At 44.8% G+C, this 18,632-nt stretch carries 7 protein-coding genes; all 7 read left to right on the plus strand.

The genetic code is table 11. The features are described from left to right. Nucleotides 1-248, plus strand: a 248-nt coding sequence (locus LLG96_16965; GenBank protein ID MCE5251898.1) for a proline--tRNA ligase, incomplete at its 5' end; no start/stop codon positions are given. Nucleotides 249-787: 539 nt separating this feature from the next. Next, nucleotides 788-3,946: a caspase family protein gene (locus LLG96_16970; protein ID MCE5251899.1), complete on the plus strand. Its 3,159-nt coding sequence runs from the start codon at nt 788-790 to the stop codon at nt 3,944-3,946. Between the two features lie 271 nt (nt 3,947-4,217). Then, on the plus strand, nt 4,218-7,283 hold the full coding sequence (locus LLG96_16975; protein MCE5251900.1) for a protein kinase: 3,066 nt from the start codon (nt 4,218-4,220) through the stop codon (nt 7,281-7,283). Nucleotides 7,284-7,328: 45 nt separating this feature from the next. After that, entirely contained in the window at nt 7,329-8,876 is a 1,548-nt protein-coding gene (locus LLG96_16980; protein MCE5251901.1) for a hypothetical protein, read from the plus strand. Between the two features lie 749 nt (nt 8,877-9,625). After that, nucleotides 9,626-16,801 (plus strand): T9SS type A sorting domain-containing protein, encoded by a 7,176-nt coding sequence (locus LLG96_16985; GenBank protein MCE5251902.1) that lies wholly within the window; start codon nt 9,626-9,628, stop codon nt 16,799-16,801. Nucleotides 16,802-16,836: 35 nt separating this feature from the next. Continuing rightward, nucleotides 16,837-18,297, plus strand: coding sequence for a hypothetical protein (locus LLG96_16990; GenBank protein MCE5251903.1), 1,461 nt, complete (start codon nt 16,837-16,839; stop codon nt 18,295-18,297). Between the two features lie 76 nt (nt 18,298-18,373). Beyond that, nucleotides 18,374-18,632 (plus strand): hypothetical protein (locus LLG96_16995; GenBank protein MCE5251904.1); only part of this gene is annotated, 259 nt, incomplete at its 3' end.

An 18,632-nucleotide genomic window follows, 5' to 3' on the forward strand; every position in this document is an offset into this window, starting at 1 on the left:
ACCTTTCACGGGAAATTTATGAAAGCCTTATAAAACAGGGCATCTCTGTCATTATCGATGACCGTGATGAACGTGCCGGAGTCAAATTCAATGATGCAGACCTCACGGGAGCTCCCGTTCTCGTTGTTGTCGGCGAAAGGAATGTAAAAGAAGGATTTGTCGAACTCAGGATAAAAGACCGTAACGTGAAAGAACGGATTCCGGTGAGTACTCTCTACGACAGACTCAAAGAGGCGATTGACTCGTAAAATGCGAAGAACAGGGTTGATCAGGCCGTTTTATAATGGATAATAAAGGCCCCATCGTATCACATCAGTTTATGTGTTTCACTCCGCTTTCCCTCCGCGCGGGGGAATGGAATATGATTATGTGAATTATATAATCAAGAAAAAGAAAGACAAAACTAAATATAGGAATTGTATAATAATTCTTCCTCTGTTAACCTCCGTTTATGCTTCTCCCCGCAATCTATATATTTAAACGCAGAGAAGAACGGCCATAGTCCCGCTGAACATAATGCTCTTAACTGTAATATCTACAACAATATCTGTACCATATTGTTCTCCTTCATTGCTATTCACATCGACTCCATGATGACAGCATCGACTTATTCCTTTTTCGTTGCGGAAAACGCTGAAACGGATGCATCGGATAAGCTGACTGTCGAAAAAAATTGTATAAATCATACTTGACATATACTTATGTTAAGACTATAATTTATAATACCAAGGAATTATATATATAAGGTAAAAAAATAATATTAAAGACACCGAACAGAAGAGTGAGCATGGTACGTACTGTTACACTAGGGATGCTCTGCGTCATTAATGTATTTTTTTCTGCGCGCATGGGGAATACTCAGAATGTTTTCCCTTCAACAATAGATTTGAGCGCACATGAATACAGTGAACTGGCTGTCATTGCCGGTGGAGCGGAAAATGACCTGTGTGGACGTTCTGTTTGTGTGGGTGATGTAAATAATGACGGTTACCAGGATATTATTATCGGTGCGATATGGGCTGATCCCGTTGAAAGGAATGATGCCGGAATTGTCTATATTATACTGGGTGGTCGCCCTTTACCCGCCGCTGTAGATATACAGTCGGATACAGGCTCAATCGTAAAAATCATGGGGAGAAAAGAAGGCGGTCTTTTAGGCAGTTCGGTCGCAGTGGGCGACATCAATAATGATGGATTTGATGATGTTATTCTTGGTGCGCCGTCAGTCGATTCCGAAAAGAGAGAAAAGACAGGTGAAGTCTATGTAATATATGGCAAAAGACCTTTTCCGTCTTTGATCGATCTTGCGGATGATACTCCGGGTATAGTGAGGATATCAGGCAGAAACAGTAATGATCTGCTGGGTTGTTCGGTTGCGGTCGGTGATGTCAACAATGATAAGTATGATGATGTGATCGTCGGAGCGGTCGGGGCTTCGCCCGAAGGAAGAGCATCCGCCGGTGAATCGTATATCGTATTGGGTAATAATTCACTTCCCCGTACCATCGACTTATCGCAGAATCTTTCAGGGACAGTAAGAATCTGCGGGGGAAACACCGGTGATGGTTTCGGTAAGTCCGTTGCTGCCGGTGACATAAACCGTGATGGTTTTGATGATGTTGTTGTAACTGCTTCGTTCAGTGATCCCGATGGGAGAGTGAACGCCGGTGAGGTTTATGTCATATACGGCCAGAAAACCCTTGCGGGTATAATCGATGTTAATAAGCAATCATCGGGGATGACGAGAATCATCGGCAACACTTCGGGCGACTCGCTCGGTGAATCGCTCTGCGTCGGCGATGTCAATAATGACGGGTATGCCGATGTCATATCCGGGGCACCGTTCAGCAGTCCGGATGGTCGAACCGATGCCGGAGAAGCATACATAATATATGGCAGTAAAAATCCGGAAAGAAAAATCGATGTAAAAGCCTACAAATTCGGAATGGTGCGGATAATAGGCGCTGAACCGGATGATTCGCTTGGTGATGCCGTATGTACCGGTGAAATCAATAATGATTCTTGTGTCGATATCATCATCGGAGCTTCGCTGGGAAATTTCAACGGGAAAGAGCATACGGGGAAAACCTATATTGTATGCGGGAAGAAATTAATCAATGGAACAATCGATTTAAAAAAAGAGCAGCCGGGAATTGTGCAGATTGTCGGTTCCGGTGACAGAAATTTTCTGGGTTGTGCGGTTGCATGTGGTGATATCAACAGGGACGGGTTCGGTGATGTGATTGTCGGAGCGGCATACGCGGGAGTTTCCGGTAAGGAAAAAAGCGGCAAAACGTATATTATCTGGGGCAAAAAAACAGAACAGCCCGGTATACAACCTCCCGCTGTGACACCAGGTCTCCCCTCCGAAATCCAGGTGGTCAGTACACAGATGAATGAACCTTCCCGCAACGGTATGCTCGATGCCGGAGAAACCGGCAGTATCGATCTGGTGGTGGTTAATTCCGGCGGCAGCAGAGCGCATAATCTTAGTGCCACGGTAAGTCAGGAAAATCCTGCGCCTGGTTTATCGATCGGCGAAAGCAGCATGGCCGTTCTTTCCCCGAATGAGCGGAAAACCCTTTCCATTCCGGTTTCCGCCGATAACAATGTCGGGACTGACAATGTGACAGTGAAGATTTCCCTTACAGGAGAATCGGCCAGAATTCCCGATCCTTACTTCTTTATCGTTAAAACAAAAGCGTTTGCGCCATCGGAGCTCGTTGTTGCACGAAGGCATATAACCGAGTTGACCAGCAAACCGGACAACATGATCCAGCCCGGAGAAAAAATCGAAGTGACAGTGGTGGTCAAAAACAACGGACAGGGAGCTGCAACCGGTGTCAGCGCAAAAGTTGATTACGGTTCGAATATTTCCCCAGTCGACGGATCGGGTGACAGATATAATCTCGGTAACATGCCTCCCGGTGCCGAAAGGAGTTTTTCATTTAAATTCTCCGCTTCTCAGGGAGCTCCGCAATATCTGCCGACATCTGTACTGCTGTCGGAAGAAAATGAGCCTGCACGGAAAACATTCCCGCTTGAACTTGTCATGAACGGTCCGATCGCTGAGTTTGGTAAGGGTATTATCAATCCCTATTCCACGGTGAACCTTGATGAATTACGGGAAATAGATGTCCCGCCTGCGAGAAATGCCAAGCCGCACAATGGTGTGGCAGTGGTGATCGGCAACCGCGATTACTCGAAGCTTGGACCGGTAACATTCGCGATAAGTGATGCGAAAACAGTAAAAACATATCTTGAAAAAACATTCGGTTACAGAAATATTATTTACAGGGAAAATACAACCGCCACGGATTTAAAGGGTATTTTCGGAACCGAATCTTCATATAGAAGAGAGTTATATGATAAAGTGGAAAAAGGGGTGACCGATGTATTTGTCTATTATTCCGGGCATGGTGCACCCAATACTAATCCCGACGAGGACGGGAAAATAAAAGGGTATCTGGTGCCCGTTGATGTTGGCAACAAACCGACCGATCTCGTTGACGGCGGATATCCGATTGAACTGCTGTATTCAAATCTTGCCAAGCTCGAAGCACATTCACTCGTTGTGGTGATTGACGCATGTTTCAGCGGGGCTGATGATGCCCGCCCTGTCGGGATTGAGGTTTCCGATCAGTTTGTTAAACAGAAGAATGCTGTAGCCTTTGCAGCTTGCCAAAAAAGAGAGATTGCCAATTCGTTTAATGAACGGAAACATGGATTCTTTACCTATTTCTTTCTTAAAGCCATTCGTGACAAGCTGAATTCCATACCTGAAAAAGTTACGGGACCGGTATCAATCACAGCCGGAGAAATATATAAGACAGTTTCTGATAAAAACACGGGAGTTCCTTTCTGGTCTGAAAAAATACTGAATGGCAGAAAACAAACTCCCGATCGTTATGGTGATGAAAATACCGTCCTATTAACAATTGAATGATTATTCATAAAAACAACGTATTGCCTTCGCTGAACATAATCCTGTTTTTCCTGTGCAGGGGTATGAAGTAACAATCTGTCTCCGGGTATTATAACCACAATATTCCGGTGTCAATAATCGTTATATATTTGTTGATTTCGTGCTGTCAGTCAAAATATTGAACTTTTTTCCTTCAGGATGTTATTGGTTTTATCCGGTTTCTCTTGGGCACGGCACATATCAGTGTCCTGAAAGCATTCAGGACTCTTTAACCCTTAAAGGTCAGTGAAAAATGGAAAAACCGAGATATACGTTCGGAAAATTACTTGATTATGGCGGATATGGATCTATATACCTTGGTTTAGATAATGAACTGGGCATCCATGTAGCATTAAAAGTAATAAAAAACCAGGGATTTGACCGGGATAAACAGTACAGAATCGCATATGATGATGCCATGATTGCTTCACAGCTCCGTGGTCATCCGAATATAGTAAATGTCTTTGATTTTAAACGGGATAAATCCGGCCAATTTGTTGTTATCATGGAGTATATCCATGGATACAGTATACTTCGGTTAACGGAAAAATTACATGTTCTCCACGAACAGTTACCCAGCGATCTGGCTCTTTATATCGCTTTGCAGATTTGCGAAGGGCTTGAGTATATCCATACGCGAACAAATGAAGATGGACAACCCCTTAACATTATCCACCGGGATATAACGCCATCGAATATCATGGTATCGCATGAAGGTTATGTGAAAATTATTGACTTTGGCATTGCCAAATGGAGTATGCGAAATCGTACCAGGACGGTCGATGGTTTTGTCAAGGGGAAACTGGGCTACATCTCTCCCGAACAGTTAAACAAAAGGTCCTTTGATCATCGTGTTGATATTTATTCCACCGGAGTATTGCTGTATGAACTGCTGACCGGTGAGCGGCTTTTCAGGGAAGACGAAGTTTCCTCGGAGGTAAGCCTGATCAGGCAGATCGCAGAGCAGGATATCGATTTACCCGGTTTGTTCGAAAAGAATCAGGTGCCTGATTCCATCCGTCCGATCATTTTAAAAGCCATAGCATTGAATCAGGACGAACGGTATGCGTCCGCAGAACAGATGCAGACAGATATAATGCATGCGATGACCGATAAATCCGAGTGTAAACTGCGTCGAAACCTCACAGCTTTTCTTAAAGATGTCGAAACCAATTCCCATATCCTGGAGGAACATGCCAAATCAGACCGGGACAAGGAAGAATCCTCTGTGCCGATGATGGATTTCGGAGGTGAGATTTCTAAAGAAGATGAACGACCGATCCGTTCTGATGAACTGGCTCAGATGGAAAGTATTATCACCCCTTCCAAATTATCAGCACCTCAATCGGGCAACCGGAGAATCCAAATTGAAAATGATTTGGAATGGCTCCAGAAAAAAATCGATGAACGTAATGATTTTTTATCTCATACGAATGCGGCCGACCCTGATTCGTCCTTACATAAGATCGAGCAGTGGGCAGAAGAGCGTAACCTTAAGCATGGTATTAAGCTGACTGTTGATAACCGCGAGATATGTCTCAAGGTTTTATGGGATAAGATTTTCAGTATCGGCGGATCGATTGCAGATTCCGTTGAGGAAATAGTGGAATGCGATAATGAATCAATTGGACTTTCTTCCACAAAAACTGAAGAGCCAACCAAGAATTACGGAGTCTGTCAGGAAACTCCTCTCCCGGCATATGCTGATGAAGAAGAAGAGATTCCCTATGAACAGCCGCAAAGACCTGAGCAGGATTACAGGGGTACTCTCCCCGGTCGCAAACAATCTTTACCACCGAAACGTTCGAAAAAGTTGTTAATTTTTATCAGTGTTGCAATTATCCTTATTATTGTTGGCATGGTAACAGTACTGCCTCGGATATTCAAACCGGTAAAAGTGAGGATCACGTCCTTTCCGCAGGATGCCCAGCTGACTATCAATGGGGAATCGTATGGAAAAACTCCTGCGGTTATTCCTGATCCGCTGAAAACGTTTCAGGTATCTCTTCAGTTGCCGGGCTTCATACCGATTTCTGCCGAGCTGAACTTGAAGGAACTCGCAAAAAATGATAATAAAGTTCATTTTGTATTCCATAAAACAGTGAAAATATCATCGAATAACTCTCAGACGCACATATATGTTGATGACCGTGAGATTACCGGCACTCTGGGATATGACTGGGAAACCAGTATGCCCTTGCGTGTTCGGGCTGTGCTTGATGGTCATAAGCCGCTTGATATCACGCTGTCTTATGGTGATGATAACACCATGAGTGTGACGCCGCCGAATATGACATGGCTTGAAGTGAAAACAGATACTGTTTCTCCCGATGTATCGCTCGTGTATAAATTCAGTAATGCCACGAGAACCGGCGAACAGCCGAGTGTTGCCGCCGCGGCTCCCGTGACGCGGGCGCCGGAAAGAGCGGCTGAAACAACACCGGCTCCATCCAGACCAGTAGCGGTTGCAACAGTGGATACAAGAAAAATATTTAACGTTTCGGTCAAGACGAACAGTGGAGAACCGGTATCCGGATTGCAGGTTGTTCTTAAATATAAGAATACTGAACAACCTCCCAAGCCGACAAACAGTAATGGGATCGCGGAATTCCGATTTGCTGCCGATCCCGGGGATGTTGTAGAGGCGACCTTTGTTCCTGCAAAAGGCATCAGGCCGGTCTCCAGCATGAGAAGCACAGTAGTTGAGGGGCAGAATCAATACAATATTTCGCTGGAAACGCATTCATTATCCAATGAGGAGACACTCAAGCAGGGTACTGATTATATCAGACAAAAAAAATTCAACGAGGCGATAGCGGCATTGAGCCAGATAAAACGAGGGTCATCTCCTCTGGAATTTGATGAGTACCTGAGAGCGCAATATTACATAGCGACGGTGTATCAGACTGAGCGGGAGTGGGATAAGAGTATAGGAATTTATTCCGATATCGTCTCTTTAAAAGTGGATCATGCTGTTGCATATTACAATCTTGCAACATGTTACTATTCGAAGCATGAATATTTAAAAGCATCTGAAAACTATAATAAGGTTTTGACTTATATTGAAAAAGTTCAACCAAACCAGCGTGAAGAGCTCGCGACAAAATGCCGGTTCTATGATGCAATGGGATTGACAGAGACCATAAAACAGAATCTTACTACACTCACGGAAGGCAGGAAAACACAGCTTGTCAGGGAAGCAGTCAATAAATGGAACCAGTTTTTTGATTTCGTTCCTCAAGACAACGGTCGTTTTCAGGGATTGGGTGACCTGAAAGAGCAGGCAACGAATTCCGTGGAGTTGCTGAAATCTCTCTGAAGCTGAGATCACAGGACCAATGATATAAAGCAAGGCAGGATTATCATGAATAGTAAAAAATTTTTACTGGTTTTGCTGATTCTGGGAATTGGATATTTCGGGGCGTTTCCGCATACTGCTTGTTCCCAGAAGACGATTGTTTTCAATGCAAAAAAAATTATCGACTCAGGTCAGAGAAACTTTGGCGGGCGCATTACCTCACCGGTAATTAATCCCCTCTACACAAATTTCATAGCTTTTTCAGTGACAAAAAGCGCTGAAGAGAAATTACTGTTCATTGTCGATACGCAAACTGATTCGTTATATAGTATAAAATCGGATACATCTCAGAAAGATGAAACCATATGGAGAATTATAACGGGCAATGATGATCAGCTGCAATGGCGGCCAAATCAGCCTGAAAATGATACCCTGTGGTTTACATTCGTCGGAAGCGGTAATTCCGCAAATCTGGATATTTATCTGGGATATATCAAATCGGGTAAACCTGTTACGTTAATCGATAATCCGATACGCCTGACGACCGATGATGCCGTTGATGCTTATCCCCGATGGCGTCCTGATGGAAATGCAATTGTATTCGTTTCTTCCAGAACCGGTAACGGCGATATCTACCTGCTGGAGAATATCGACAGAGTGATAAGCTCAAAAAATCCCCAGAATGCCAGATTGCGCCGGCTTACGACAAACGAGCTCCAGGACAGGGACCCTGTATGGCATCCCGGCGGAAATATTCTCGTTTTTGCCGAATTCAAGAAAGAAGTCAGTACCGGAGTGGAGAACTTTGGAATCGCGATGTATGATTTCAGGGATGAAAAATATATGCAGACAGCAGGTCCCATACGATTGACAGTACCCCGTGATAAACAGCAGGAAACAAATCCTTCATGGTCTCCGGACGGTACGAAGCTTGCCTACTATATTACGAGCGAGTTAAAACAAACGGAAAAAGAAAAAGGAACAGGTAATTTTGAGGATTTAACCGGTCTCGGTGAGAAAGTCAATATCGAATGGGGTACGTTCGGGGCACCTGACGGCGGTCGTCCTGTCAAGCCCGTTTTAAACATCGTTGGTGGCAAACACGAGTTTTTTGCGGCTGATGTTGTTCCCGATTACCGTGGACCGATGTGGGGATCCAACTCTCAAGCCATCCTGTTTGTCAGGTATGATGCCGCAACTTTTTTCCCGATAATCGCCGCGGATATTAAAGGCTGGGAAGAAGGGCGCAGCCAGGAAGATTACATGACAGTTGTCAATGCCGGTACCCGTCAAAACAGCAGTATCTTTCTATTGACCCAGAACGGTAAACTTCCCCGGGCGGCATTTGTCGCTCTTGAAGGTTTCAGTTACTGTTTACATACCATGGATATCGGCGGCAGCTATTTTCCTAATTCGACCGGTGATTTCGTCGATGCCGTATGGTTGAACCGTCCTGAAAATCCATATTCCGGGAATCCGTGGTACAAACAGAAAAAATACTATGCCATTATGGGCGCCGGAATTGCAGGAATCTATTTTGCGCTGCCCGGCGGAGAAAGCAATAAACCGCTTCCGCCGATCGGATCGATACCTGATTTACCGTCAAACAAGTAACTGATACTAATTTAAAACTGATATACTGTCAGAACATGTAGTGTGTACTATGAATCATTCATTTACTTTTCGGACGGATAACCATGAAAACTAAATCATTCTGCTGGTCATTTCTGATAGGCATGATGTGTTTGGCATCGGGAACGGCATTTGCCGGAATAGTTGATCCGGATAAATCACAAATTCAAATCTCCCCAAAGGATTCAATTGAAGTTGGACAAGAAGCAACTATCACGATGACATTGCATAATAGTAATAATCAACCATTGAGTATTCAATCCAATTATATTATCGTCTCATTCAAAGATTCTACCGATAAAAAAATTATTATTGATGATGATAGATTTACAGCAGCAAATACTGATAATGATGGAACCATTCAATACAAGTTCTCTCACTCCAAGGCGATAAATGTCACTATTGAAATAAGTGTTGAAAATGATGTAATTAAAAGTTTTAAATATAACTTTCTACACGGACCGGTTTCCCCATCTTCTGCAATAGAAATTACTCCTTCTCAATTATATGTAAATGAAGAAACGACAATTCAATTACATCTGAAAGACAGTTATGGAAATCCGATACCGGATATTCCATCAGGTGATATTACTATAACATCGTACATACTCAAAGATGGTAGTACCGAGGGAACAGACAGTGGTTCAATTCAGTTCAGAGAGGCTGCAACAGACGATCAGGGGGCCATTCGGGCTGCGTATATCAGCAGCATACCGGGAGAAAAACTGATAATGGTCACTGTCGGGGATGTTGTATTTGATTCCCCGGGGACAGTATCCTTTATTCTTCCAATCGACCCACAAGCATCTTTAGTTACTGTCGAACCATCATCCCTGCTGGTTGGCGGGGAAACAACGATAACGATATCGGTGAAGGATGGCAGCGGAAAACCCGTACCAGATATCCCTTATCAGGATTTTAAAATATCCGCTTTTATCGTGAAAGATGGTGATATGGACGGTACTCTGGATAACGGTGCGATTACTTTTTCACCGGAAGCAAAAACTGATGTAAATGGTGTAATTACTGCGAGATTTATAAGCGAAAGTGCCGGAGATAAACTGATACGTGTTACTCTGAAAGATGTGGAACTCGAAGCGCAGCCGATAGTGACCTTTACTCTTCCGATAACGATCAATCCCGTTCGATCGCGTGTAACTGTCGATCCTTCCACTTTATGGACAGGCAAGGAAACAACAATAACAATCGAGCTGAAAGATGATGAAGGGGATCCTGTCCCGGATATTGAAAATCAGGACATGTCAATTACCGCTTATATAGTGAAAGACGGCGCCACGAACGGAATACGGGATAACGGAACGATCATATTTTCTCCGGGTGCAAAAACTGACACGAATGGCGTAATTACTGCGACATACAAGAGCGATACTCCCGGGGAAAAAGAGATAATGGTTACCGTAAAGGGTGTGGTTTTAGGAAGTCCGCCCAGGGTGAAATTCATTCCTCCGGCTGCGATTGATCCAGCACGTTCGCTTGTAACCGTCATTCCTTCCACCCTGTGGACAGGAGAGGAAACGGAGATAAAAATTGAGTTGAAAGACAATGAGGGGAATCCTATCCCGGATATCGGCAGCCAGGACATCAGAATTACCGCTTATGTTGTGAAAGATGGTGCCACAAGCGGAACGCTGGATAGCGGTATTGCCACTTTTACGCCGGGTGCAAAGACAGACGCGAATGGTGCGATTACAGTGACTTACAAGAGCGATACTCCAGGTGAAAAAGAGATAGTGGTTACCGTCAAGGATACAGTATTAATAAATCCGCCCAGAGTGACCTTTACTCTTCCGGTAACGATCGATCCTTCACAGTCCCGAGTATCCGTCAATCCTGTATCCCTGATGACAGGCGAGGAAACGACAATAACAATCGAGTTGAAGGACAGTGTCGGGAATCCTATACCGGATATTGGCAGTCAATTTGTGTCAATAACCACGTATATACTTAAAGATGGTACTTCGAACGGAATAAAGGACGAGGGCACAGTTACCTATTTAACAACGGCTACTGATGTAAAAGGTGTAATTACTGCAACTTATAAGAGCGATGCAGCGGGAGAAAAAGAGATAGTGGTTTCCGTTAAGGACATAGTGCTGGGAAATGCTCCCAGGGTGATCTTCACTTCACCCGTGATAGTTGATCCTGCTCGTTCGCACGTTACAGTTGCTCCTGATTCCGTTCAGGCCGGTGAAAATGCGACAGTTACCATATCCCTTACCGGTTCCGACGGCAACCCGTTTATCGGGGCATCACCCGATTCAATAATTATCACCATTACCGGACCTGACATGGAATCCATTGAATTGAAATCAGCGTCAACGGACAGTACCTCCATATTTTCTGCTTCGCTGACAAGCAAAACAGCCGGAGAAAAAACCATAACTGTCACGGTAAACGGAACAGCGCTCGACGATCATCCCGTGATAGTGTTCACTCCGGTACCTGCCGATCCTGAAAAATCTCTCGTGGAGATAAAACCAGCCTCGTTGCCGATCGGCGCTGAAGCGACAATTACCATGACTCTTAGATATTCCGATGATAATCCTGTCCCTGATATTAAACCTGATGATATTAAAATCACCGCATATGTTCTTAAAGACGGTAAAACCGACGGGGGAGAGGAGTCGATTGATTTCAGATTCGCACCCGATGCGGTAACCGATGACAGTGGTGTCATTACAGCCGGGTTTACCAGTAATATCCCCGGTGAAAAAATAATGACTGTCGCCATAAAAGATACGTTTTTGAAAGCAAGGCCGACAGTGACATTCATTCCCTTACCGGATTCCGCCACATCCGCTATTGCCGTAAAAGACGATTCCCTGATGGTCGGAACATCGGCCACGGTTACCTTGACACTTCTGGATACCGAAGGAAAGCCTCTGGCCGGTCTGTCCAATGAATACATTTCCGTTTTCGTGGACAGCCTGGAACTCGATAAATCATCATTTTCCGCGCTTAAAACAGATGAAAATGGTACGATACAGATATCGTTCACCAGTATCAATCCCGGGGAAAGAACGATAAAGGTCGTTATAGTGAGTACGGAATTAAATATCCCCGCAAAAGTGAAATTCACTGCATATCCGGTCGATGCACAGAAATCGACATTCGGTGCATCACCCGATCCCCGTTTTGTCGGTCAGACAGCCACGCTTTCAATAAAATTGCTTGATTCTGGAGGGAAACCTATTCCCGGGATTCCTAAAACCATAATAACTCCAACACTGATAAACAGCGACGGGCAGCCGGAGATCGTCGATTTCAATTTTACCGATGAGATATCCGATAACGACGGACTTATCGCCGCGCAATTCACGTGTCTCACTCCGGGGAAGAAAACGATAAAAATATGGGTATCCGATACGGAATTGAGAAACGATCCGACACCGACAATTACGTTCATGCAATACGAAGTGGCTTCCGATTCTTCAAGGATAGCAATCAATCCCGAGCCGTTGGTTGCCGGTGAGAAAGCGACAATCACTCTGACGGTAAACAATAAGGAAGGGAAACCGATAGAAGGGATTTCAAGGCAGGTTATAATCATTTCCATTGATGGGGAGCAACCTGAAGTTACGTTTTCCGCAGTTACCACCGATGTTAATGGGAAGATCGACGCTGTTTTTATTCCGACAGAATCGGGAACGAAAACACTCGCGGTGACCGTATCGGGAATACTCATGGAATCGAGAGCGGTAATCTGTAAACCCGGAAAGGTCGATCCCGAAAAATCGACAGTAGCGGTTGCCCCGGACATCCTGACTGTAGATGAGACAGCCGCCCTGACCATAACCCTGAAAGATCGTTACGAGAATCCCATTCCCGATATTTCGAACACTGCTATAAACATCTCGTTGTTTCTGAAAGACGGCGTTACTCAAAAAACCTTTTCATCGTCAATAACTGATTCGACGGGCCTTATTTCCGCCACATTCACGAGCACCAAATCGATGATACATTCAATTACGGTGACCGCCGATGGTGTAGTGCTCACGAACACTCCCGTTATTACTTTTAAACCGGGTACTATTAATACCGATAGTTCTCTTGTCGTTATCTCGACACCCGAGATGACTGTCGATGATGAACTGGGAATAACGGTCAGAATCGCGGATAAGTATAACAACCCGATCAGTGACATTCCGGCAAATAGTCTGGAACTCCTTGTCAACGGACTTGTTACGGAATTTACGACAGGACAGGGAACCACAGACGAAAAAGGTGAAATACTGTTGAAGCTCCTCCATACAAAGCCGGGTTTACTGAACATTATAGTCAGGATGAAAGCCGGTGAAACATTAACAAAAACACCAATAACAGTGACTTTCGTACATGGCGCGATAGATGTTATAAAGTCTCAGGTTCTGGTTGATCCGAAAATTCTGAAGGTCAACGAACGTGCAACAATAACGATCATGCTGAAAGATCAGCATGAGAATCCCATCCCGGATATTGCTCAGGGTGATATTGATATTCAAAAATTTATCATGCGTGACGGGACGACTGGCGCGCAGTTCACTACCGGGGCAACGAATTCGGATGGTATTATCATTGCAACATTTACGACTCATCGGGCAGGTATGACTCATGTGCCGGTAAAAATCAAGGGAAAAGAATTGATTTCTACGATTGACGTCATATTCAATCCTGACAGCCCCGATTCGGCAAGCTCAGACGTAGCGCTTTCTCATTCGGTGCGCACTATCAGGAAAGAGGTAATACTCACCCTGACATTGAAGGATCAGTATGAAAATCCGATTCCCGATCTAACCCCTGGACATATCTCGATCAACGCATATAAGCTCAAAGACGGAACCACGTCTGATGGTTTTAATACTATCGGTTTTACTCAGTCTTTGACAGATTCATCAGGAACGATTAAAACGGATTCATCGGGAATAATTGAAGCGAAATTCACGAGTACCGATATCGGTGAAGCAGTCGTCATGATTACAATCGATGGACAGATCAGATTAAAAACTCAACCTTCGATAATATTCCGACCTGAAATCAGCCCTGTTCGATCGGGTCTCGAAGTTACTGCCCAATCAGTTGATGATTCATTATTAGTCAGTATTGTTTTAAGAGACGAGAATAGAAATCCTATTGAATATGTGAATGGCAATGAAATTAAAATCTCTATAAACGATACAGAGTGGGAAAACGTTCGATTCGATAAAGAAAGAACAGGGCAGGATGGAAGAATTCAGGCATACTTGAAATATATACAATCCGAAAAAATAATGATAAATGTTCTGGCTGATGATGTTCCCCTGACGGAAAAAGAAATGACGCTCTTGCCGGGCAATGTTTCGGCGGATAGTTCATCAGTGGCAATTTCTCCCGACAGCTTAAGAGTTGATTCACCTGTGACGCTGACTATATCGCTTCGTGACCAGTATGGTAATCCGATCCCCGATGTTTCAAAAGATGATATCGATATATCCGGTTTTTCGGAAGATTATAAAATAAAAGAGGGTATAACTCAATCAGAGTTCATGGGTTCGGTTACAAATGCAGGCGGTACGATACTCGCAGAATTCAGCAGCACAAAGTCCGGTCTCAAGAAGATGACAGTATCCGCAAAAAACAGCAGATTGTCCGGTTCGATTAAAAAAGCATTGAAAGAAACCGTTTCGGTTGTATTCAATCCCGGTTATGTCGATTCACTGATGTCCTCGTTTACTGTTGACAGCCAGAGAGCAAACCTGGGCGATTCGCTGACGGTTACGGTAGTTCTCAAAGACAAATACGGGAATCCGATACCGGAAATGGAAGTCACGTTCCCTGATATGCCACTGTATTTTAATGTCAGGCCTACGATCAGTGCTGCTCGCGTATTTACCGATGGCAATGGACATGCTGTTACGGTTCTTTCCTGCCAGTCGAAATATAACGGGAGCATTCATGCTCAGTATACTGAGGAGAACACTTTAAAAGAATTACGTCTGCCGGATACGGATGGCCTGGATATATCGTTTGAAAGCTTCAAACCTGTTGCTGAATTCCCTACGAAACAGATTATGCCTGTATCCAGTGATAATCCATATACTGTCAAGGTGATCGTAAAGAATATTATTACCGATGTAACTAATTCTCAATTTGCCGTTGTGTTGCATTACTGGAAGCCGGGGGGAGAAACCAAACCCGATACAACAATAATGCGCTATATAACCGATGACGCTGAGTGGTCTGTTGATACGAGTTATGAATCATTAAAGAAACCGGAATCCGGGCAGGTACAAACTGAAATGAAGAGTGGTTCGGCGGGTTCGGAAAAACCTGCAAAGGACATTGAATACCGGTTCAGGACGGAAATCCCTCAGACGAGTATCGATGTGGGATTACGGTATTATGTAACGGTTCACGACCCTCACCCGCAGTTGGAGGACGGCGTTTCGGATACCCTGAGTATCATGGTTAAAAAGAATGAATTTTCGGTTAAGAACACCAAGGATAGCGCTCATCCGAACGGCATCGTGAATAACCGGTGGACAATCTTTTCCGTTCCTGCTGTTCTGGATCAGGAAACCCAGATTAAAAACTTGTTATCAGGTCAGCTGGGATTGCTGGGAAATACAAAGAAGGACCATACATGGTTTTATGGTACGTATACACCCGATGGTAAAAAAATTGAACCGACAGAAACTGTTTATGATCATTATTTTGCACCCGGCAAAGCTTATTTTCTGTTTCAGCGTGTAGGTACGGAGCCGACAAAAGCCGATCCGAAGATAGGCGAGAATATTTCGGTGAATTTACCTGCCGGACATACGGTCGTCGAGAGCGACGAGTATAAGACCACGCTTGACACCGGATGGTATCTCATCGGTAATCCCTATGAGTACACGGTTCCGCTCCACAAGCTTATCACAACCGGAAGCGGCGAACTAATTCCCGATAAATTACAGGCGTATCAGTGGAATGAACAGTACCGGAAAGAAACAGAAGCGAAGGATGAAGGGAAAGCTGCCGTGACCGGCTGGGATAAAGATGTCCTCAAGGGGCAGACTGCGCTTGGCATATTGGTCAAACCATGGGGAGGCATTCTTGTGCATTATAGTTCCGAGGCTTCTTCGGATACTGCTTCGGTGATAGCCGCCAAGCCGGCAACAATAGAAGAGGCTCTGTCCGGGGGATGGGGAAGCCGGATTTCAGTGTATTCAGGTTTCCATATGGATGCCAACAACTATCTCGGGGTAATTCCGCAGGACAGTGAATCATGGAATTTCCTCGAACCGCCGCAGGTCGGCACTCTCGGTTCGCTCTACTTTGAAGAGGAAACGTCAGGCTATGGCGATATGAGATATTGTACCTCCTTCAGGGAACCCGGACAGGAAGGCTATTCATGGGATATGTGTTACCAGTCGCCGGGCGGAAAGGAAACAGTAAATCTCTCCTGGGAGCTCAAAAACGACGCCAATGCTGACATTCATTATGCCATGGTCGATATATCGCGGGGTACAGTAATCAGAATGGATGAAGATGAAATATATGAATTCCGGTCGTTTGATAAGGAGTACACGTACGGATTCAAGGTGTTTGCGGGTTCGGAGAATTATGTAAACCAGTATGTCGAAGAATTGCTCGCTTCTCTGCCCAAGGCATTTGAGCTGCAACAGAATTTCCCGAATCCGTTCAATCCTTCGACGACGATCACGTTCACACTCCCCGTGGCTTCGCCCGTGTCTCTCAAGATTTATAATTTACTGGGTCAGGAAGTCAATACACTTATCAACAATGCTGTATTCGCTCCCGGGAACCATGCGGTGATCTGGAATGGAAAAGATAGTGAGGGAAGACAGGCTTCTTCGGGTATCTATATATATCAGATGCGTACTCAGGATTATGTTAAATCCAGAAAAATGCTGGTGGTTAAATGAAAAAAGATTCCGTGTTTTGGGGGTGTGGGCAACGGGTGTTTTTTCATCGCCCGCTTAAAATTATCGGATGCATGGTGTGTACCGTCGCCATATTCATGATAACCGGAACTGCACAGGCGCAGGACCCCCGTGACATGTATGCGCGTCATCTGTACTTCGACAGTATCAGACAGCTTGAAACGATGGGTAATTCCGCCGAAGTAAACTATATCATCGGATTGAATTATTACCGTCTCGGTTCGCTTTATGATGAGCTTTTTGTTCAAGCTGCTTTTTTTGAGAAACGCTACTACGAAATGCTCGCTCAGGATATGCCGGCGATAAACCGGAATTCACGGCTCCTCATGTATAAGGGGATATGCCATTATGCACTCCGTGAATTCGATGACGCCGTCAAGGTATTCGAGCAGGCCGAAACCGCTGAAAAGGACCCCCTGTATAAAGCACGTATACAGCTGTGGAAACAAGCGGCTGCGATCTGCAAAAAAGGCAATACTCAGGGACGCGAGGACTGGAACCGGCTGCTTGACGAAGCATTACCGCCGCTCAAGCCCGAAGCTCAGTTTTTATTTTTCCACGAGAATAAATACAGGCACCCCGGTATAACCGCTCAAGCCGGGTATGCCGGGAACGACCCCTTCTGCCGGCGCTCACTGATAGCGCTCAATGCGGCGGCCGGTAACAATGACATGGCGGGAAAACTGGCTGAGGGTTTTGATTTCGATAAACCGTTTGAGACGATTGCGGGAATGGAAAATTCCGTTATCAATCTGTATGATCCGTTTCTGCTTGAAGCATTTTCGGTTATGGCTTATGCCAAGGCGGGAGTGTATTTCGAAAAATCCCTTTCTCTGGCGTCCACCTCAAAAAATATGCAGCCCGTCTGCTGGCTTGGGAGAACATATCTGGAACTCGGGCAGCTATCGAAAGCTGTCGAGACATTGAGCGGAGACAAATCGAATACTCTGGCTTCGGTTTTTCTGGGTGAGGCATACTGGAGGGCAGGTGATTCCTCAAAAGCCGACAAGGAATGGAAGACAGTCAAAAAATCGAATGATCCGATCGTATTACGTGAGCTGGGATATGTCTGTGCAAAACTGAAGACCGATCTCGGTGGAGCTGAGGAACTGGCGCGCAAGGCTCTTCAGCTTAAAAAGAAGGCCGATGGCCGCCGTCTTGTTTTACAGCCCTATTTCGGATGCCTGGGATTCGTGTTGTTCCAGCAGAACAGGATTCAGGATGCAAATGAGGAATTCAGCAGAGGTTTCAATGCGGACATGAAACATACTGTTGAAGACAATGACCCGGAATTTACCCTCCAGTATTCGAGGTCTCTCTTCCTTCCCGATGTGTTGTCGTATGACTTGATTAATCAATCGATGTTGACATTGAGCCAGGCTTACAAAGGGGCTTTCCAGCTTCGGAATGCAATGTCAGGTATATATATCATAACATTTAAGAATCTGGATGGAGGAAAAGTAAGGGATGGAATGTGAGAATGCTCTGATTCGCCTCCGAGTGAAAATACTGTGGAAAATTATCATAATGATCCCGGCAGCCCTGTGTGTTTTTATGCGTTGTCCGTATGCCCAGGAGCCTCAGGTATACGGAGAACTCCAGTATCTGGAATTCAAGATGCCTGAATCCTTCGATCCGATCACTTCGGAATCGGGTATCGCCATGCGGTTGAACTGTATGCTTTATGATCCTCTTATCGGTGTCGGCCCGAACAATGAGCCCGTTCCTGTTCTTATAAAATCATTTACCCCTTCGGCTGATGAGAGGACAATTACACTTGAAATGCGTGAAAATGCAAAATGGCATGATGGAA

Source organism: bacterium, from assembly GCA_021372535.1.
Lineage (GTDB): Bacteria > Latescibacterota > Latescibacteria > Latescibacterales > Latescibacteraceae > JAFGMP01.

Excerpts from the sequence above, each read along its gene's own strand:
- LLG96_16975 (MCE5251900.1), top strand. The coding sequence starts at position 4,218 with ATGGAAAAACCGAGATATACGTTCGGAAAATTACTTGATTATGGCGGA.
- LLG96_16980 (MCE5251901.1), top strand. The coding sequence starts at position 7,329 with ATGAATAGTAAAAAATTTTTACTGGTTTTGCTGATTCTGGGAATTGGA.
- LLG96_16970 (MCE5251899.1), top strand. The coding sequence starts at position 788 with ATGGTACGTACTGTTACACTAGGGATGCTCTGCGTCATTAATGTATTT.
- LLG96_16985 (MCE5251902.1), top strand. The coding sequence starts at position 9,626 with ATGGTCACTGTCGGGGATGTTGTATTTGATTCCCCGGGGACAGTATCC.